Raw genomic sequence first — 19,051 nt, forward strand, 5'->3', positions numbered from 1 at the left:
CTCAGGGTGAGGTTTCAAGTGATGCGCCCCGTCGGAAATCGTCCTCATCCTGAGCTTGTCGAAGGACGAGGTTTCGGTCCCTCAGAGCGACGCGATATAGGCCCGCCAGCCGCCGAGGGCGGTGATGTCGGTTGCGCCGTCCAGGGCGCGGGGCTCGGCGACGAAGCCCTTCACCGAGGTCCCGTCCTCCAGCGTCACCGTGCCGATCGCCAGGGGCGCAGGGACCTCGGCCGTGAAGGCGCCGAACGCCTCGACGTCCAGTTCGTAGACCTCGACCAGGATGGACGACCCGTCTTCACCCACGTGAACCAGCGCCGGCTTGGGCGGGGTGGAGTTGGCGATGGCGTAGAGCTTGTAGGCCGGCGCGGTCCTGGTGGCGGAGACCAGCCGCGTCTCGCGCGAAGTCAGCTGCCAGTGCAGAGGCATGCCGGCCAGGTGCGCGCCGACCACGGCCAGCTTGATGCCGGGCTTGTGGGGAGTCAGGTCCAGCGGGGGCGTGTCGGCCATGGGGAAGGTCTCCAGATAGCGCTCGGCCAGGTCCAGCAGCGCGCGGTCGGCGAAGGCGGGGCCGACCAGGGTGACGCCAAAGCCGGTGCCGTCGGCGCGGAAACCGGCGGGAACGGCCAGGGCGGAAAGGTCCAGCAGGTTCACGAAATTGGTGTAGAGGCCAAGATTGGCGTTCAGCGCCAGCGGCTCGGCCTTCAGCGCCCTGAGCCGATAGATGGTCGGCGTCGTGGGCAGGAAGAGGATGTCGGCGACCGCCCAGATCGCCTCGGCGGCGCGGCGGTGGCCTTCCAGGGCGTAAAGGCCTTGGAACGTCTCCACGCCGGTGACCGCCAGGCCGCCCTGGACGATGGCCCGCACGGTCGGCTCGATGGCGCTGGGCGAGGCGCGCAGCAGGGGCTCGACGGCGGCGGTGCGCTCGGCGACCCAGGGACCGCTGTACAGCAGTTTGGCCGCGTCCAGCAGCGGGGCGATGTCGATTTCGACGGGGACGCCGCCGGCCGCTTGCAGGCGCGCGACGGCGGTGGCGTAGAGGGCTTCGGACTCGCCGTCGCCGAAGAAGATCCGCTGCTCGGGCCGCGGAATCGCGAACCTCAGGCCGTCCATCGCCGGGGCCGGAGGAGTTGCGGGCGCGCGGCGGGAATAGTCGTCCTCGGAATCGAAGGCGGCCAGCACCTCGTCGACCAGGGCCGCGCCGGCGAGGTCGGTGGCGAAGACGCTGATGCAGTCCAGCGAGCGGCAGGCGGGGACGAGGCCGCGCGTGCTCCAGCGGCCCTTGCTGGGCTTGAGGCCGACCAGGTGGTTGAACGCGGCCGGCACACGGCCCGAGCCGGCCGTGTCGGTGCCCAGGGCGAAGGCGACCAGGCCGGCGGCCACGGCGACCGCCGAGCCGGAGCTGGAGCCGCCGCTGACGAACGCCTGGTTGAACACGCACCGCGGCGCGCCGTAGGGGCTGCGCGCGCCGACCAGGCCGGTGGCGAACTGGTCGAGATTGGTCTTGCCGATCAGCACCGCCCCGGCCGCGACCAGCCGCTCGACGACGGTCGCCGAGCGTTCCGGCGTGTAGGCGAAGGCGGGGCAGCCGGCGGTGGTCGGCCAGTCGCCGACGTCGATATTGTCCTTCACCGCGAACGGTACGCCGGCCAGCGGCAAGGTCTCGCCGGCCGCGATACGCGCGTCGACCGCCCGGGCCTGGGCCAGGATCGCCTCGGCCGGCAGGCGCAGCGTCCAGACCTGCGGCTGGATCAGGTCGTAGTCGGCGACGGCGTCCAGAGCGGCCTGGGCGACCGCGACGGCGCTGGCTCCGCCGCTGACGGCCTGGGCGATGGCTTCGACGGAAAGACGTTCGAAACTCACGCCGCGGCCTCCAGGTCCGGGGTGACGGCGATCACCGGCGCGCCGGCGGCGATGGACTGCGAGGGTTGGGCGTAGACGGCGCTGACCACGCCGGCGACCGGCGTGTTGACGTCGCACTCGGCCTTCATGGCCTCGATGATCGCGATGACCGCGCCGGCCTCGACGCGCTGGCCGGGCTCGACCAGCACCTTCCAGACATTGCCGCCCAGCGGGGCCTCGACCAGCTCGGCGCCCGGCGGGATCTCGACCGCCGCTGTCTCTTGCCCGGCGTCGACGACCTCGGACAGGGCCTCGACCCGCGCGAACTCGCCCCTGGTCTCCCAGTCGGCGCGTTCGGCGTCGAAGGCGGCCTGGCGCGTGGCCTGGAAGGCGGCGATGTCCTCGGCGTTCTCGGCCAGCATCCGCCGGTAGTCGGAGAGGCGGAACGTCTCCTCCTCGATGCGGATCTGGCGGCGGCCCAGCGGGAAGTCGCGCCGCCACTCGGTCAGTTCCTCGGCGCTGACTGGGAAGAAGCGGATCTGGTCGAAGAACCGCAGCAGCCAGGGCTTGCCGTCGGTGAAGGCGTCGGTCTGCCGCCAGGTGTTCCACACCTGGATCGTCCGCCCGAACAGCTGGTAGCCGCCCGGCCCCTCCATGCCGTAGATGCACATATAGGCCCCGCCGATGCCGACCACGTTGGGCGGCGTCCAGGTACGGGCCGGGTTGTACTTGGTGGTCACCAGCCGGTGGCGCGGATCGACCGGGGTGGCGACCGGCGCGCCCAGATAGACGTCGCCCAGGCCCATCACCAGGTAGCGGGCGTCGAAGACGATACGCTGGACCTCGTCGATGCTGGCCAGGCCGTTGACCCGACGGATGAACTCGATGTTGTCGGGGCACCAGGGCGCGTCGTCGCGGACGGCCTGCATGTACTTGTCGATGGTCTGGTAGATCGCCGGGTCCTTCCAGCTCAGCGGCAGGTAGACGATGCGCGAGGGGATTTCGAAGTCGTCCAGCCCGCCCAGCCGGTCCTCGGCGGCGACCAGGATTTCGAGCAGCCGGGCCTGGGTCAGGCGGCGGCTGTCATAGTGGACCTGCAGCGAGCGGATGCCCGGCGTCAGGTCGATCACGCCGGGCAGGGCCAGGCCTTGAAGGTCGAGCAGCAGGGCGTGGATGCGCAGGCGCAGCTCCAGGTCCAGCACGATGGGGCCATATTCCACCAGCAGGTGCTGGTCGCCCTGGCGGCGGTAGATGACGTGTGGGCGGTGACCGTCTTCGGGGAGCTCGGCCAGGATCGGGCTGTCCCCCTCCGTCGGCTTCGCCGCCACCTCGCCCAGAGGGGGAGGATCTATCGCGGTCGCGGAGCGACCTGTGGCGGTCAGGAGGTCTTCCTGCTGCTCCAGCGCCTGCGCCGCCGTCGCATCGTCCACGACCGCGAACCGCACGGTGTCGCCCGGCGCCAGCTGGCCGGCCTTCCAGAGATCGGCCTGGATGATCACGAACGGGCAGACGAAGCCGCCCAGCGACGGGCCGTCCGGGCCCAGGATGATCGGCATGTCGCCGGTGAAGTCGACGGCCCCGATGGCGTAGGCGTTGTCGTGGATGTTCGACGGATGCAGCCCGGCCTCGCCGCCGTCGCGCCGCGCCCATTCCGGCTTGGGGCCGACCAGGCGCACGCCGGTGCGGTTGGAGTTGTAGTGAACCTTCCAGTCCGTGCCGCCGATCATGGCGACATCGGCGGGCGTGAAGAAGTCCGGCGCGCCGTGCGGGCCGGGCAGGACCCGGATCGTCCAGGCCTTGGAGAGCTCGGGACGCAGGTCCGGCGCCAGCACGGGTGAAACCCCCTCCACCGCTCCGCGGTCCCCCTCCCCCAGTGGGGGAGGAATAAGCCGCAGCGCGTCGCCGGCCGTCAGGTTGCGCCCGGCATGGCCGCCGAAGCCGCCGAGGGTGAAGGTCGAGCGGCTGCCCAGATAGGTCGGCACGTCCAGACCGCCCTGGAACAGCAGGTAGCCGCGCAGGCCCGCTTCCGTCGCGCGGCCGATCTTCAGCACCTGGCCGGCGGCGGCCGCGAACGGCGCGTAGGGCTCGACCGGCGCGCCGTCCAGGCGGGCGTCGAAGCGCGCGCCGGTCAGGCACAGCACGGCCGGGCGGTTGAACTTCAGGGTCGGACCGAGCGCGGTGATCTCCAGCCCCGCCGCGTCCTCGCCATTGCCCAGCAGGCGGTTGCCCAGCCGGAAGGCCAGGGCGTCCATCGGTCCCGACGGCGGCACGCCGACGTCCCAATAGCCCTGGCGGCCCGGCCAGTCCTGCACGGTGGTGGCGGGGCCGCCGCTCAGCACCTGGATGGTGTCGGGCGTCCAGGCCACGGTTTCCAGGGCGCGGGTCGAGACCTCGCCGCTGACGAACGGCGCGCTGCGGACCACGGCCCGCAGCCAGTCCAGGTTCGTCTCGACGCCCGCAAGGCGCGTGGCGTCCAACGCCTGCTGAAGCGCCGTCACCGCCGCCTCGCGGTCGGGCGCGGTGACGATCAGCTTGGCCAGCATCGGATCGTAGAAGGCGCTGACCTCGGTCCCGTCGACCACCCAGCCGTCGGCCCGGACACCTTCGGGGAAGGCGACCTCGGTCAGGACGCCGGAACTGGGGCGATAGTCCTGGGCCGGATCCTCGGCATAGAGCCGCACCTGGATCGAGGCGCCCTTCGGCTCGGGCGGCGGCGCGTCGAGGAAGGCGAAGTCGCCGGCCGCGCCGCGCACCATCCACTCGACCAGATCGACGCCGGTGACCTGCTCGGTCACCCCATGCTCGACCTGCAGGCGGGTGTTGACCTCCAGGAAGAAGAAGTCGTCCCGATCGGCGTCGTACAGGAACTCGACCGTGCCGGCGGACCTGTAGTTCGCCGCCGAGGCCAGGCGCACGGCGGCGTCCAGCAGGGCCGCGCGGGTGGCGGCGGGCAGGCCGGGAGCCGGGGTCTCCTCGACGACCTTCTGGTTGCGCCGCTGCAGCGAGCAGTCGCGCTCGCCCAGGGCCACGACCTTGCCGGCCCCGTCGCCGAATACCTGCACCTCGACGTGGCGGGCCTTGCGGACATAGCGCTCCAGGAAGACGCCGCCGTCGCTGAAATTGCCGGTCGCCAGGCGCTGGACAGCGGCGAAGGCCTCCTCGACGCCCTGCGCGTTTTCGCAGACCCGCATGCCGATGCCGCCGCCGCCGGCGGTGGCCTTCAGGATCACCGGGAAGCCGATCCGCTCCGCCGCCTCGAGCGCGGCCTTCGGATCGACCAGGAGGTCGGTGCCGGGGGCCAGCGGCACGCCGTGCGCCTGGGCCAGGTCCCGCGCCGTATGCTTGAGGCCGAAGGCGCGGATGTTGTCGGGCGTGGGGCCGACGAAGGCGATCCCGGCGTCCTCGCAGGCCAGGGCGAAGGCGGCGTTTTCACTCAGGAAGCCGTAACCCGGGTGGATGGCCTGGGCGCCGGTGGCCTTGGCGGCGGCCAGCACCAGGTCGGCGCGCAGATAGCTCTCCGCGGCCGGGGCCGGGCCCAGGCGCACGGCCTCGTCGGCCATCGAGACGTGCAGCGAGCCGGCGTCGGCGTCGCTGAACACCGCCACGGACTTCACGCCCATGGCCTTCAGCGTACGGATGATGCGGCAGGCGATGGCGCCGCGGTTGGCGATCAGGACCTTGTCGAACATCTGCGGCCGCCTATTGGGCGATGATCATGCGCACCGGCGTCGGATCGAAGCCGTTGCAGGGGTTGTTGATCTGCGGGCAGTTGGAGACCACCACCACCACGTCCATCTCGGCGCGCAGGTCGACATAGAGACCGGGCGCGGAGATGCCGTCGACGATGCCCAGGGCCCCGTCGGCCTCCACCGGCACGTTCATGAACCAGTTGACGTTGCTGACCATGTCGCGCTTGCCGCGGCCCTGGCGGGCGTTGGCGACCAGGAAGTTCTCGACGCAGGCGTGCTGAGCCTTGGTGTGGTGGCCGTAGCGCAGGGTGTTGCTCTCGCACGAGCAGGCCCCGCCGATGGTGTCGTGATAGGCCACGGCCGTCGCGGTCACCGTCATCATCGGCGCCCCCTCGTTGGACAGCAGCACCGAGCCCTCCCGCAGGAAGATGTTCTTCTGGGCGGCGATGGTGTCCTGGGCGCTATAGCGTTCAGCATCATCGGCGGCGCTGTAGGCCAGAAAGTCGACGGCCTGGTTGCCCTCCAGGTCGATGATCCGCAGGGTCTGGCCGGCCTTGACCTCGTGCAGCCAGGGCGCGCGGGCGGGGACCACCTCGTCGTGGACGATGTTGGCCAGGGGAGGGGGAGCGATCGCCATGGCGAGGGTCCTCAGCGCGAGAAGTAGTCTTCGACATTCAGGAAGGCGCGCAGGCCCTCGGGCGTCGCGTTGCGGATCGGGTCGGAGGCCGGCGTGACCGGGCCGCACCAGGCGGTGGCGCGCACCGGGGTGACGGCGTAGTCGGGGCGCGGGTCCAGCACGTGCGGGCAGTTGGCCAGGACCACGATCAGGTCCATCTCGGCCCGCAGCGTCACGGACCGGCCTGGGGCGTAGGGCCCGACGTCGATCACCGTCTCGCCGCCCTGGCCGACGCGGACCTCCTTGAAGAGGTTCAGGCAGGGATGGATGTCCTTGCGGCCCAGGCCGAACTTGGCGACGCCCAGCGAGAAGCGATCGCGGGCGTTGGGATGGGCGCCGTGGTTGAAGCCGTCGCCGTACTTGCGGGCGTTGCTGGACTGGTTGGAGGCGCCGCAGAAGGCGTCGTGCGTCCCGGCCTCGTCCTCGACGATGCTGGCCAGCACCCGGCCCATGTCGGACAGCAGCAGGCGGCCCTGGCCCAGATAGCCGTTCCACTGGACCTTCAGGGTGTCGGCGATGTTGAGGCGCTCGACCGGCCGCTCGGCGTTGAAGATCAGCAGCGAGACGGCTGCGTCGCCGGCCAGGTCGGTCAGGCGCAGGCGCGCGCCCCGGGCGATCTGGCGGCTGGCGTAGCCGCCCGGCGCGATGGTCTCGTCCCAGACGACATCGCCGGCCAGGACGCCCGGCGGCAGGTCATGGGCCGCGCTGGCCGGCACGGTGGGCATGGCCTCCACGCGGGTTCCCGCCTGGGCGCGGGCGTGGGCCTGGGCGGCATAGGGGGTGGCGGTGTCGCTCACGGGGACTCTCCGTCGGGCTCGTCGCCGTGGAAGTGCAACGGCGGCAGCAGGGCGGTGGTGGTGACCAGCTTGATCTGCTGGACGCCGCGCACCTTGCGCAGGTCGTCGCACAGATTCTGCAGGCGCTCGGACGGCCCCTGCACCAGCAGGACCTCCATGGCCTGGTCGTCTTCCAGGAAGACGTTCTGGGCCGAGATCACCTCCTTCACATAGCCCAGCTGGGCCTGGGCCAGGGCATGGCGCACCCGGCCGCTCTCGGCGCGGTAGATCAGGGTGATTGTGCCGGCCAGGACCGCGTCGGGCCGCTCGCCGCTGTGCTCGGCCAGTTCATGCCGGATCAGTTCGGCGATCATCTGCGAACGGCTGGGCAGGCCGCGCTCGGCCACCATGGCGTCGAGCTGGGCCATCAGGTCGGCCGGCAGGCTGATGCTCAGCCGCGCGAGGGTGGAGGGCGCATCCATGGGGCTGACCCTTCATGTTATTACGAAACTTGCAACTCGTAATAACATGAAGGGCGCCTTCACGCCCCTGGCGCCCTCGAAAGCGGCGCGAAGCGGCTATTCGTTAGGCAGGTCAAGCCCGTTCACGGAAGGTCCAGTTATCGACGCGGCCCGGGTGTTCGCTCCTGGCGCAATGGCGGCCCGACGTTCAGAAGCGAAACTGGGCGAAGAGCACGGCGAGATCAACGGCGCGGCCGTCCTGGGCGCGCACCGACGGTCCGGCCGCCTGGTGGACCAGCTGGGTCTGGAGTTTGAAGTTGCGGTTCACCTGCCATGACCCGTCCAACTGGACGGCGTCGCCGGCGTCCTTGGCGCGATCAGCGCCGGCGAGCGTCAGCGGAACCAGGGGCTGCAGATAGATCGCGTCGTCGCCCGTCCAACGGCGACGGACGGTGTAGCTGGCCTCCAGGCTGACGTTTTTGCGCGGCGTCACGCCGAGGCTGGGCCGCAGGGCGACCAGGTTGCCCCAGCTCATCAGGCCGGTTTCGTTGAAATAGCCGCCCTTCGGGAACATCGGATTGAAGGTCCCGAGCTTGCCGTCGGTCGGATCCTTGTCGCCCGATCCGAGATCCAGGCGCAGGCCCAGGCGCGGCTTCCAAGGGCGGTCCAAGGTATAGCCGCCGCCCGCCGAGGCGGCGAAGGCGCGGATCCTGCGGCCGGCGAAGCGTCCGCCCTGGACCACGCCCTCGGCCTCGTAATCGACGGCGCCGCGGGTCCCGGCCAGGCGCGCGCCCAGGCTGGCGCGGCGTTCGTCGCCCGTGACCTTGCCAAACCGCACGCCGTCCCGTTCCAGGCCCAGGGCGTAGAGGTCCAGCGTCTGGCGCCGCGACAGCCTTTTGGAAGCGTAGAGGCCATAAAAGCGCTGGCCGTGATTGCGCGTGTCGTCGAAGGCGCCAGGCGAGATCGCGACGGGCTGGAGATAGAAGGCGTCCAGCTTGAGGTCGCCCATCATGTGAGTGAGCCGCACGCCGTCGAAGCTCTGGCGGATGTTGGGGGCTTCCCGCACGGCGATGAAGCGTTGGGTCGGGTTCAGTTGCAGCTCCTGGCGACCCAGGCGCACGCGCCAGCCCTCGGCGGGCGCGACGTCCACGAACAGCACCTGGGCGTCGAGACGGTCGCGGTCGGTGGCCGACGGCGCGTCGCGCTTGCCAAGGTCGCGGTGCAGGCCCAACTCGCCATAGACCCTGACCGCCGAACCCAGATGCAGGTCGCCGCTCAACAGCAGGCGGCCCAGGGCGAACGTATCGGCTTTCTCCCCGCCCAGACCAAAGCGCGGGGCGTCGATCGCGTCGATGCGCAGGCGGGCCTCGCCGCCGAGGCCAAGATGGACGCCGTCGCCCAGTCGGATGTAGCGCAGCGGATCCAGGCCGGTGCGGTCCGAAACGTCCCCCAGATAGCCGTAGTCCTCGTCCGAACGCACCGGCTTGAAGGCCGGGATCTCCGCCGCCCGGGCGACGCCGGCGGTGGCCAGCGCGGCCAGCAGGACGCTCGTCGTGAGCCTCACGACCGTTCCCCCCGGATGGCGTGGAGGGCCGCCAGCACAGCGACCAAGACCGCGGCCAGTATCAGGCTCCAGGCGCCGGCGACCAGCACCCCGACCGCGCCGCCCATCGCGCCCAGGGCGAAGGCCAGGACTGGCGGCCAGGTCTTCAGGAGCCGCGCCTTCAGCGCCTCGTCCAGGCGGCCGCGGGCGATGGCGAGGTCAACGATGTCGATCGCCACTTGGGTGACGTTGCCGGTCATCATGGTGGTCGGCGCCAGATGGGTGAAGACCACGCGGGCGCCGACGTTCTGGGCGGCCATGGCGACCACGCCCACCAGGCCGGCCAGCATGACGGTCGGTTCGTTGGCGCTGGCGGCGGGCAGGGCGTGGACGGTCAGCAGCATGAAGACCAGCAGCAGCGCCGCCTGCAGGGCCAGGACCAGCACCTCGCACGGCTGTCCCCGGGCGTTGCGCCAGCGGATCAGGGCGTAGGTGGCGGCGCACGCGCCGATGAACGCCGGCAAGGCCAGAAGCTTGGTCGCCAGGCCGCCGGCGTCGCCGGCCAGGCCCACGCCCAGCATGACGATGTTGCCGGTGGCGTGGGCGACGAACAGGCCAAACAGCAGCACGAAGCCGATCACGTCGACATAGCCGCCGACGAAGGCCATGCCCATGCCGGTCACGCCGGCCAGACGGGTTTTCCTGGGCAGGGTCGGGGGCAGGACCGGGGGCGGGCTCATGCGGTGCGTTCCTGGCGGTCAAGTCGTGCGACCAGCACGAAGCCGCCGATCAGGCCGATATGCTCGAAGAAGGCGTTGGTCGCCATGAAGCGATCGTGGCCGGCTGGCAGGGTCCAGAAGGCGTTGGCGGTGATCGCCGCCAGCAGGGTGAAGACGCCCAGCATGCCCGCGCCCAGCCATAGCCAGCGACGGGTCAGGATCAGCAGCGGTCCGACGATCTCTACGGCGATGGTCAGGAGGGCCCAGAGCGCCGGCGGCTTCATGCCGAAATGAGCCTGCTCGGCGACGGCGCCCGGGAAATCACCGACCTTGACGGCCGCCCCCAGCAGGTAGGCGCTGACCAGGGCCAGTCGGGCGACATGCGCGGTGGGCCGCCAGTCGAGGACCGCCGTGACGAAGCGAGGGGGTTGTGTCGATCGGATCATGATCACACCGCCCAGCAGCCACAGCCCATCGCGCCCCAGAACGAGCGCGCGTCGGACGTCGGAGCTTCCCGCGTATAGGCGGCCGCGTGGTCGTGGCCGTGCACGTTGCAGCGGCTGGCGCAGCCGCAGACGCTGGCCAGGACGCGGGCGTGGCCGCGCGAGCGGTCCTGGTAGCCGCCGAAGGTCCGGACCGGCGACCAGTCGGGCATCGGCGGCGGCAGAACCGGCGCCAGCTTGTCGAAGTCGCCCTGGCCGTGGACGACCTTGCCGCCCAGCAGGGTCAGCACCGACGACAGGTGCGGGATCTCGTCCTCGGGCACGGTCATGTAGTCGTCGCTGAGCACGGCCAGATCCGCCAGTTGGCCGACCGCGATCTGGCCCTTCTTGCCTTCCTCGTTCGAGAACCAGGTGTTGGCGGTGGTCCACAGGCGCAGGGCCTCCTCGCGATCGACGCGGTTGGCCGGCGGATAGAGGCGTGCGCCGCCCACCGTCTTGCCGGTCACCAGCCAGCTCAGCGAGACCCACGGATTGTAGCTGGCCACGCGGGTGGCGTCGGTGCCCGCGCCGACCGGGATTCCCGCCTTCAGCATCTTGCCGATCGGGGGCGTGGCCTCGGCGGCCTTGGCGCCGTAGCGCTCCATGAAGTACTCGCCCTGGAAGGCCATCCGGTGCTGCACGGCGATGCCGCCGCCCAGCGCGACGATCCGGTCGATGTTGCGCTCGCTGATCGTCTCGGCGTGGTCGAAGAACCAGTGCAGGCCGTCGAAGGGCATGTCGCGGTTGACCTTCTCGTAGACGTCCAGCGCCCGCGTGATGGTCTCGTCATAGGTGGCGTGCAGCCGCCAGGGCCAGCGGTTCTCGACCAGGTGACGGACCACCGGCTCCAGGTCGCTCTCCATATTGGCCGGCATCTCGGGACGCTCGACCCGGAAGTCCTCGAAGTCGGCGGCGCTGTAGACCAGCATCTCGCCCGCGCCGTTGTGGCGGTAGGTGTCGTCGCCTTGGCCGGGCTTGACCTGCTTGGACCACGACTGGAAGTCCGACAGCTCGGCCTTCGGCTTCTGGGTGAACAGGTTGTAGCTGATGCGCAGGGTCAGCTGGCCGTCGGCGTGCAGCTTCTCGATGATCTCGTAGTCGTCGGGATAGTTCTGGAAGCCGCCGCCGGCGTCGATCACGCCGGTCACGCCCAGCCGGTTCATCTCGCGCATGAAGTGCCGCGTGGAGTTCAGCTGATATTCCGGCGGGAGCTTCGGACCCTTGGCCAGGGTGGCGTAGAGGATCGTGGCGTTGGGCTGGGCCAGCAGCAGGCCGGTCGGCTCGCCCGAGGCGTCGCGCTGGATCTCGCCGCCCGGCGGGTTGGGCGTGTCCTTGGTGTAGCCGACGGCGCGCAGGGCGGCGCGGTTCAGGAGGGCGCGGTCGTAGAGGTGGAGGATGAATACCGGCGTCTCGGGCGCGGCGGCGTTGATCTCGTCCAGGGTCGGCAGGCGCTTTTCGACGAACTGATGCTCGGTGAAGCCGCCGACCACCCGCACCCACTGGGGCGGCGGGATGTTGGCGGCCTGCTTCTTCAGCATGGCCATGGCGTCGGCCAGGCTCGGCACGCCGTCCCAGCGCAGCTCCATGTTGTAGTTCAGCCCGCCGCGGATGATGTGCATGTGGCTGTCGATCAGGCCGGGGATCACCCGGCGGCCTTTCAGGTCGATGATCGTCGGGTTCGGACCGGCGGCGGCGCGGACCTCGCCTTCCTCGCCGACGGCGGCGAACTTGCCGTCGCGAACCAGGGCGGCGTCGGCGCGCGGGTTGCTTCGGTCGAGGGTCGTGAACTTGCCGTTGATCAGCAGAAGGTCGGCTTGAGGGGGCATTAGGCCGGGGCTCCGGGAGAAGGCGGGACTGGAGACGAAGGCCGCGCCGAGGGCGACGGCTTGTCTGCGATTGAGGGGGCGACGGTCCAAGGTCATGCCTGGTCCTCCGGCTTGCGCGGATCAACGGCTTGCGGGCCGAGAACCTGGCCGGCGCAATCGGAGGTTTTCAGATAGGCCACGACCGGGGCCTTGGTCATCAGGCGCTTGGCGACCGGAACCGCCTGCTCGCCCAGCAGCATGCCCATCAGGCCGAGCAGGGCGATGGCCGGCGGGGCGGGCGAGCGCACCCCCAGCAGCGAATAGATCACCCCCACCAGGAGGCCGGCGCCGAGGGACAGCAGATAGGGTTTCATCACCGCGCTCCAGACGAGAAGGGGCGAGGCCGAAGGCCTCGCCCGGGATGTCAGTGGCCTTCCGACGCGCCGAACATGGCCTTGGCGTAGGTGACGCCCAGGCCGTAGGCGCCGCCGAACTGCTTGGCCACGCCGGTGGTCATGTCGTAGGTCTCGGTCCGGGCCCAGTCGCGTTGCATCTCCAGCAGGTACTGCAGCGAGGTGATCGGCTGGGCGCCGGCCTGGACCATGCGGGTCACGGCCCGTTCGTGCGCTTCGTCCGAGACGTCGCCGCAGGCGTCGGTGATCACGAAGACCTCGAAGCCCTGGTCCAGCGCCGACAGGGCGGGGCCGACGATGCAGACCGAGGTCCACAGGCCCGCCAGCACGATGCGGGTCTTGCCGATGGCGTTGACCTCGGCGATGACGGCCTCGTCCTCCCAAGTGTTCATCGAGGTGCGGTCCAGCAGGGACTTGCCGGGGAAGGGCGCGGTGACCTCCGAGAACATGGGGCCCGAGAAGCTCTTCTCGGCGACGGTGGTCAGGATGGTCGAGGCGCCGAAGCCAGCGGCGGCGCTGGCGACCAGGGCGGCGTTGGTGCGCAGCAGGCTGGCGTCGATCGACTTGGTGGCGAAGGCCATCTGCGACTGGAAGTCGATCATGATCAGGGTGTGGTCGGTCGGCGTCAGAAGGCGCGCGCCGGGCGTGGCCTTGGCTTGCAGGGTCATGGCTTTGTTCCGTTTTCCTCGTTTGGGCGAACCGTCACGGCCGCGCCGTTTGATCCGATGAGGTGAGCTTGACCCGGATCAGTCGGGTCAGAAATGGAAATGGTGGAAACCCATCATTTCCATTTTCGCTCTCGTAGCATCGGCGACGCGGCCGATCCTCATGGCCTGGGCCGACGATGTCTTGTCCGAAACATGCGTGCGCGAGTTTCAGGGCTGGCGCGAACGGCCACCGGAGCAAGGCGGCGCGAGGACTTTCCGCGACCGATGATCGGCTGACGACCCGCCAGCCTTGGACCGGCGACGAGGACCTCCAAGATCAGACGGCGCGCGCGTGCTCGCTGGCGCGGGCGGTGTTTTAGGCGCAAGAGCATCGCGCGGAAAAGTGGACGCTGGCTTTTCGAAAAAGCTATGTGAAAACAAAAAGATATAGAAAATCGGGCGATTCCCATATCGCGCGATTTGCTCCAGGTCGTCGCGACGCCTCGGGCGCTGGCCTCGAAGGCGCGGGTCGGCGAGTTCAGCGACGGACGCGGTAGCGAATGTGCGTGGCCTCGGGCGTATCGATCACCCGAACGATCTCCAGCTCGATGCGCGACGGCAAGACCTCGAACAGTCGGCGGCCACCTCCGAACAGGACCGGTATCTGGTGTATCTGCAGTTCGTCGAGCACGCCGGCTTCCAGCGCCCGTTGCGCCGTATAGGCGCCAAGCACCAGCACGTCCCGGTCGCCGGCGGCGGTCTTCGCCTGCGCCATGGCGCTGGCGATCCCGTCGTTCACGTATTTGACCAACGGATAGTTGGCGACGGACGGCCCGGGCGGCCTGTGACTGGGTACGAAGATCGCGACACCCTGATTGTCGCCGCCCCAGTGATCGACCTGCTCCACGGTTCGCCGACCCACCAGAATCGCACCCGGCGCGTTCCATTCGTCCCACAGCTGTCCGACCGGGCCGGTCGGTCGGGAAAAATCCCCGTACCACGCGTGCAGCCGCATGAAGTCGTCGCCGCCGGGATTGCCCACGTCGTCGTTGGGCCCGGCGATATACCCGTCCAGCGACATGGACATGAAGAGCACCGATGCAGACACTGTTATCTCCCGTGGTCTTTTCCAAGCCGGGGCGGCGGGCGGGCGGATGCTCGTCCAGGCGAGCGCAGCGCCGGCGGACAGTCTTGACGTTCTTAAGGACGCCCGAGCGACGCTGACGCCGACATCCCGAATGCGGATTTTGGGCGCCGCCCTGGCTCGCAAGGACCGAACCCCGGCGTATTCGAGAATGACGTGTGGGTTACCACAGCCAAATCCGGGTTGATCCTCCCGCTCCAACGGGTACTGTTGCACGCGAGGGTAGCGGTAAGCGTCAGTGCGACCTTTCGTGGATAATGGTCAAGCTTTGCGTTGCGGATGGCTTGTCGTTGTCAGGCGCGTCCGCGTAGTCGCCCGACGGTCCCGTCGTCATGACGGAAGGTCCGGGCGGTCGTCACCGTCAAGGATACGAGCGCCATGGCGCCTCCTGGAGGTTATTCCTCGACCGCTGAGTGGGAGCCTGGCCCGCAGGCTCAGTCGCGGCTGAACGCGCTGTTCAAGCGCTACCGCTCCGGCGTCGGCGATTGCCTCGAGCCGATCGTCCGCCAGTACGACCCGGTCATGCTCGAGGCCAGGCAGGGCGAGTATCGCAAGATGCTCGAACTCAGCGCCAAGATGAACGTGGTCGGCCACGCGTGCACCGAGATCGGCGGGTTCGACTACGACGAGCGACGCCACATGATCGGCAGCCTGTTCGGCGCCTGCTGCTTCCTGGCCGACAGCTTCATCGACGACTTCGGCGAGGCGGCCACCGCCGACTATATCGAGCGGCTCGGCGCGCTGCTCACCGAGGGCTGGTTCGACCCCCGAACCGATCGCGAGCGGCTGTTCTTCGTGATCGCCTCGCGGCTGTTCGCCCAGCGCGACGTCCTCCACCCCATCGTGCGCCAGTCGGTGCTGCAGCTCTACCTGGCCCAGAAGGAGGACGTGAACCTTCGCGCCACTCGCAAGGCCGGCGACGGCCGGCTTACCCGCGGCCAGCTCAACACCCTCAAACGCTGCGCCCGCAACCGCAGCGGCCACGCCATCCTGGTGCTGTCGGCCTTCCTGCTGCCGGAACTGCCGCTGAGCTATCTGGCCCGCCTGTTCTGGGCCGGCGCTCTGGTCATGTACATCGACGACCATGGCGACTGCTGGTCGGACCTCAAGGACAACCGGCTCACCTTCATGAACCAGGTGAGCCGTCCGGAGCGGACCCTGGGACGGCTGTTCCACACCCACATCCGCCAGCTGGCGTCCGGGCTTCCGGACGGGGACGGGCGTGACCTGCTGATCGCCTTTCTGACCCGCTACTACCTCACGCGGCTGGAGAAGCACCGGCAGCAGCGCGTGAAGGGGGCCGCCGCCTGGGCGATCTATGAGTGAGCGCCTGTCCCTCTCGCGTGCGGCCTTGGTCGACACGGTCGGTCTCCGGATCCAGGAGCTGCACGCCTCGGGCAAGCTCCCGGGCGACCAGCCGCTGCTGCGGATCGACAATCGCGAGCGGGCGCGGGAGGCGCCCTTCCAGTTCGACGCCGCCAAGGGACAGCTCCATCGCACCGGCTGCCGAGCCATTCCGCCCGGCTCGAACTCGGCGCTCTACGGCGTGTGGGAGGTCAGGGCCGAGGATCCCGTACAGGGATGCTCGCGCTGCAATCCCATCGAGGCGCCGCCCGCCGTGGAGCCGGAGGGCGGCCCACGGGCCGAGGCGAAGTCCCAGGCCGACCCCAAACCTCAGGCCGAGGCGCAGGCCGAAGCGAAGAGCGCTGGAAGCCGGCCGCAGGACGACCACGCGGTGGATCTGCTCTACGGCTTTCTGTCCATCGTCACCCAGTTCGGCGGCGTGTTGCGCGAGCGTGGCCAGGAGTATCGCCGAAGCCGCGCCGGGGCGGCGGTGGGCGCGCGGTTCGAGAAGATCTACGCCGAGGTCAACGAGGGCGAGCGGCGCGTGCTGGACGTGCTGACCTCCTCCCTCGACACGCTCGCCGTAGCGCTCCGCGACATCGAGAGCGGCCTTCATGGCGAGCAGCCGGACGGCGCCGGAGTTTCGGCGACACGCTCGCGACCGCACGAAGCGCCGTAGGGGAGAGGGACCGTCATGCCAAGGATCGTGATCACGCTGCACCTGGGACCGATGGTCAAGATCGACATCGAAGGCTCCAGCTGTCCCGAGATCGCCGAGGCGCTGGCCGGCTTCGAACGCCTCAACGAAACGGTCGACAGCATGTTTTCGGACCTCGCGCGACGCGTTTTCCCGGATGGCGCGCCCATCGGGGAGGAGGAGGCGTCATGACCCGCAGGCGGATCGAGTTCGAAGGCCATCCCAAGCTCGCGGCGCGCGTGCGGATGAAGCCCTTTCAGTTCGAGGTCGCGAGCCGCGGCGCGTTCGAGCTCTCCGTCGGCGACGTCCACCTGCATTTCGACGAGATCCCCATCCATCTGCGGATCCCCTTCCTGCGACGTCGCGTGCTGGCCGGTTCGGTCGGCCCGTTCGGCGTGCGCATGCAGCCCCTGGAGGCTCGGGTTCGGGCGGCGGAGGTCGTGACCCAGGGCGTGCTGGGCGGCAAGGACTCTGGCCTCGACCTCAACCTCGACGGCGCTTGCCGGGCCGCCATCGACATCCGCGAAGACCCCTTCGACGACGATTGTGACGACGACCCCTGTGAGAGGCCGGTCGAATGATGCATCACCACCCCCGCCCTCACCAACATGGCCGACGTCATGGCGTGATCACCGACGTCCACCGTCAGGTCGTCTGCCGTCATCAGGTGGAGATAGAGGTCTGGCCGCCCCGCGCCGAGGTCCAGTTCCACGACGACTGGACCGGCAATCCCGCCAACGCCCAGGTCCGTTTCGAGGCGCAGGTCTACAACTCCTCCCAAGGCCACACCTGGGAGACGCGCGACCTGAACGGCGGACCGGGGTTGGGGACGATCGACGCCTCGGGCCTGTACCGCTCGCCGCCCAAGGGCGCGCTGGCCAGCGGGACGACCGAGCTGGTCGTGGCGACCTCGCGGGAGGATCCGCTGCGCAAGGCCTATGCCTGGGTGACCCTGGTCGGGCTCGGCCCGCGGCCGGTCGAGGCGGCGGAGGTGGCCGTCTTTCCGCGGCGGGTGAACCTCTATTACCGCAACGGCGCCAACAACAACCTGATCGACGATTGCAACAAGCAGCGCCAGTTCGAGGCGACCGTCTTCCATTCGGGCGCGCAGGTGGAATGGCTGGTGAACGGCGCCCCGCAGGGCGTGGTCGGGCCATGGTTCCTCTACCAGACCCCCGCGAACGGCGCGTCGGCGGTCGTCACGGTGCGCGCGCGGCTGCAGGGCGATCCGGCCGTGTTCGCCGACGCCAAGGTCTCACAACTCAACTACGATTGGCCGGGCGTATGACGCCCCGCCCCCCTGGAGGGTCGGCATGGACATAGACCTCAAGTCCACCCACTACACCGAGGCGCTCCCGATCGCCCCGCTGACGATCAACCCGGTGACGCTCACGCCGGTGACCGTCACCCCGATCGCCGTCCATCTGAAGGAACTCAATCAGGTCGCGCCGCTGTCGGTGGAGTCGCTCAGGGTCGACCATGTGCGCCACGTCGATCCGCTGCGGATCGAGCAACTGAACATCTCCAGCTTGCCGACCGTGAACCTGGCGATGAGCCAGATGCCGGCGCTGGACATCAACGTGCGGCGCGTGCCGCCCGTGGCGGTGGCCATCCAGCAGCAGTTCGAAATGAACTCGAACTATACGATGACCGCCCGGCTCTTCGGCCTGCCGCTGATGCGCATCCTGCTTTCCGGCCGGACCACCATCACGCCGAAGGACTGCGCCCGCCGCGAGCAGTCCAGGAGCCACGAGCGCAGCTTCCCGGACGTGGCGGCCCTCGGCGCCCCCGGCGTTCCGAGCCGGGCGATCGAGACCTGCGTCCACACCGTGCGCCGTTCGGCGTCGCCGCCCGCGCGTCGCCATGGCGTCATTCCCGGCGCGCCTCGCGTCGGCTTCTCGCTGCCGCAGGCCGAGGCGCTGGCGCCCGCGGCCGGCGGCGCCGTGAATGGAGGCTGAGGATGGGCCATCACCCCTCGCGCCTGATCACGCTGGGCGAGAACCTCGCCGCCCTGGTGGAGACCGGCGGCCTCGCCGTCCTGGCGCTGGGCTCGCTGGCCCGCACGGTGGTCGGCGCGCCCTTCCGGGAACCACATGAGGGCTGCGGTTGCGGCTGCCAGCCGGTCCGGCGTCACGATCGCTGCTGCTACGCGCCGCCGATCCATCGTTGCGGAGGCTGCTGAGATGGCGGTCGACACCTCTTCCGGCGACGCCGCGGCTGAAGTTGGGGGCAAGCCCCCGCCTGGACCGGCCCCGGGGGCGGAGCTCCGCGAACGGCTGGACCAGATGGGGGTCATCCTGGCCAAGGGGCTCGACCTCGCCGAGGCGGGCGTCAGCCTGGGGGCGACCATCCTCAATCGCGTGAGCGTGGCCGCGCAGCAGAAGATCCGCGAGGGCCTGGACGCCGCGGGCCAGCCGCAGCCCGCGGCCGCCGGCGCCGCGCCGGAGGAACCGGTCGAGCCTGGCGAGGCCGAGACGGCCTATGGCCTGGCCAACCGCCTGCCGCTGACGCCCGGCGGCGAGGTGAGCATCTCCTTCTCAATCAACAACGACTCCATGACCGAGGTCAGGAAGGTCGAATTCCGGGTGCAGGGCTTCGCCGGAGACACCCGCCAGGCGGCGATCGACGCCGCGGCCTTCGCCGTCAAGCCCGCGCAAAAGACCATTGCGCCAGTCGATTTCGAAAAGTTCGTCCTGAAGGGCGTCGTGCCCGAGACGGTCCCGCCCGACGTCTACCGAGGCGTCGTCGTGGTTCGTTCGGACAAGGACCTCTTCATCCCCGTCGTCCTGGTGGTGACCCCGCCGTGAGGTGAGCCG

20 protein-coding genes are annotated in these 19,051 nt (G+C 69.7%); 8 read left to right on the forward strand and 12 right to left on the reverse strand.

Features of this window, described 5'->3' with window-relative positions:
- Positions 1-81: 81 nt before the first annotated feature.
- The 12 genes from atzF to EV278_RS18015 form a co-directional block, all read right to left on the reverse strand.
- Positions 82-1,860 (reverse strand): allophanate hydrolase, encoded by a 1,779-nt coding sequence (atzF, locus tag EV278_RS17960; protein WP_132094580.1) that lies wholly within the window; start codon positions 1,858-1,860, stop codon positions 82-84.
- Entirely contained in the window at positions 1,857-5,528 is a 3,672-nt protein-coding gene (gene uca, locus EV278_RS17965; RefSeq protein WP_132094582.1) for an urea carboxylase, read from the reverse strand. The genes atzF and uca overlap by 4 nt, the downstream gene beginning before the upstream one ends.
- A 10-nt stretch (positions 5,529-5,538) precedes the next feature.
- Complete coding sequence (locus EV278_RS17970) at positions 5,539-6,165, reverse strand: urea amidolyase associated protein UAAP2 (protein ID WP_132094584.1); 627 nt, start codon at positions 6,163-6,165, stop codon at positions 5,539-5,541.
- A gap of 11 nt (positions 6,166-6,176) precedes the next feature.
- Complete coding sequence (locus tag EV278_RS17975) at positions 6,177-7,001, reverse strand: urea amidolyase associated protein UAAP1 (RefSeq protein WP_132094586.1); 825 nt, start codon at positions 6,999-7,001, stop codon at positions 6,177-6,179.
- Positions 6,998-7,462, reverse strand: coding sequence for a CopG family ribbon-helix-helix protein (locus EV278_RS17980; protein WP_132094588.1), 465 nt, complete (start codon positions 7,460-7,462; stop codon positions 6,998-7,000). Before EV278_RS17980 ends, EV278_RS17975 begins: the two co-directional genes overlap by 4 nt.
- A 187-nt stretch (positions 7,463-7,649) precedes the next feature.
- The gene (locus tag EV278_RS17985; RefSeq protein WP_132094590.1) at positions 7,650-9,005 is read right to left on the reverse strand and encodes an alginate export family protein; all 1,356 of its coding nucleotides are present in this window, start codon (positions 9,003-9,005) and stop codon (positions 7,650-7,652) included.
- Positions 9,002-9,724: a YoaK family protein gene (locus tag EV278_RS17990; RefSeq protein ID WP_132094592.1), complete on the reverse strand. Its 723-nt coding sequence runs from the start codon at positions 9,722-9,724 to the stop codon at positions 9,002-9,004. Before EV278_RS17990 ends, EV278_RS17985 begins: the two co-directional genes overlap by 4 nt.
- On the reverse strand, positions 9,721-10,149 hold the full coding sequence (locus EV278_RS17995) for a DoxX family protein (RefSeq protein ID WP_207905519.1): 429 nt from the start codon (positions 10,147-10,149) through the stop codon (positions 9,721-9,723). Before EV278_RS17995 ends, EV278_RS17990 begins: the two co-directional genes overlap by 4 nt.
- A gap of 2 nt (positions 10,150-10,151) precedes the next feature.
- Positions 10,152-12,011, reverse strand: a complete 1,860-nt coding sequence (locus tag EV278_RS18000) for an amidohydrolase (protein ID WP_207905520.1) — start codon at positions 12,009-12,011, stop codon at positions 10,152-10,154.
- A 92-nt stretch (positions 12,012-12,103) separates the two neighbouring features.
- Entirely contained in the window at positions 12,104-12,364 is a 261-nt protein-coding gene (locus EV278_RS18005) for a DUF1427 family protein (protein ID WP_132094596.1), read from the reverse strand.
- Between the two features lie 50 nt (positions 12,365-12,414).
- Positions 12,415-13,071, reverse strand: a complete 657-nt coding sequence (locus tag EV278_RS18010) for an isochorismatase family protein (RefSeq protein WP_132094598.1) — start codon at positions 13,069-13,071, stop codon at positions 12,415-12,417.
- Between the two features lie 517 nt (positions 13,072-13,588).
- Entirely contained in the window at positions 13,589-14,137 is a 549-nt protein-coding gene (locus EV278_RS18015) for a dihydrofolate reductase family protein (protein WP_243692254.1), read from the reverse strand.
- A gap of 435 nt (positions 14,138-14,572) precedes the next feature.
- On the opposite strand from EV278_RS18015, the gene EV278_RS18020 reads away from it, so the two are divergent.
- Genes EV278_RS18020 through EV278_RS24090 form a run of 8 tightly spaced genes read left to right on the forward strand, consistent with a single transcriptional unit; the run spans position 14,573 to position 19,042 of the window.
- Entirely contained in the window at positions 14,573-15,520 is a 948-nt protein-coding gene (locus EV278_RS18020; RefSeq protein ID WP_132094602.1) for a hypothetical protein, read from the forward strand.
- Positions 15,513-16,217, forward strand: a complete 705-nt coding sequence (locus EV278_RS18025) for a hypothetical protein (protein WP_132094604.1) — start codon at positions 15,513-15,515, stop codon at positions 16,215-16,217. The genes EV278_RS18020 and EV278_RS18025 overlap by 8 nt, the downstream gene beginning before the upstream one ends.
- A 27-nt stretch (positions 16,218-16,244) precedes the next feature.
- Positions 16,245-16,427 (forward strand): hypothetical protein, encoded by a 183-nt coding sequence (locus tag EV278_RS18030; RefSeq protein WP_132094606.1) that lies wholly within the window; start codon positions 16,245-16,247, stop codon positions 16,425-16,427.
- Positions 16,424-16,816 carry a hypothetical protein gene (locus EV278_RS18035; RefSeq protein WP_132094608.1) on the forward strand — a complete coding sequence of 131 codons (393 nt, stop codon included), beginning with the start codon at positions 16,424-16,426 and terminating at the stop codon, positions 16,814-16,816. Before EV278_RS18030 ends, EV278_RS18035 begins: the two co-directional genes overlap by 4 nt.
- Before the next feature lie 44 nt (positions 16,817-16,860).
- Positions 16,861-17,523, forward strand: coding sequence for a hypothetical protein (locus EV278_RS18040; RefSeq protein WP_132094609.1), 663 nt, complete (start codon positions 16,861-16,863; stop codon positions 17,521-17,523).
- Between the two features lie 25 nt (positions 17,524-17,548).
- Complete coding sequence (locus tag EV278_RS18045) at positions 17,549-18,193, forward strand: hypothetical protein (RefSeq protein ID WP_132094611.1); 645 nt, start codon at positions 17,549-17,551, stop codon at positions 18,191-18,193.
- A gap of 2 nt (positions 18,194-18,195) precedes the next feature.
- Positions 18,196-18,417, forward strand: a complete 222-nt coding sequence (locus tag EV278_RS18050) for a hypothetical protein (RefSeq protein WP_132094614.1) — start codon at positions 18,196-18,198, stop codon at positions 18,415-18,417.
- Between the two features lies 1 nt (position 18,418).
- The gene (locus EV278_RS24090) at positions 18,419-19,042 is read left to right on the forward strand and encodes a hypothetical protein (protein ID WP_165916692.1); all 624 of its coding nucleotides are present in this window, start codon (positions 18,419-18,421) and stop codon (positions 19,040-19,042) included.
- Positions 19,043-19,051 lie beyond the last annotated feature (9 nt).

This window comes from Caulobacter sp. BK020, assembly GCF_004342605.1.
Classification (GTDB): Bacteria; Pseudomonadota; Alphaproteobacteria; order Caulobacterales; family Caulobacteraceae; genus Caulobacter.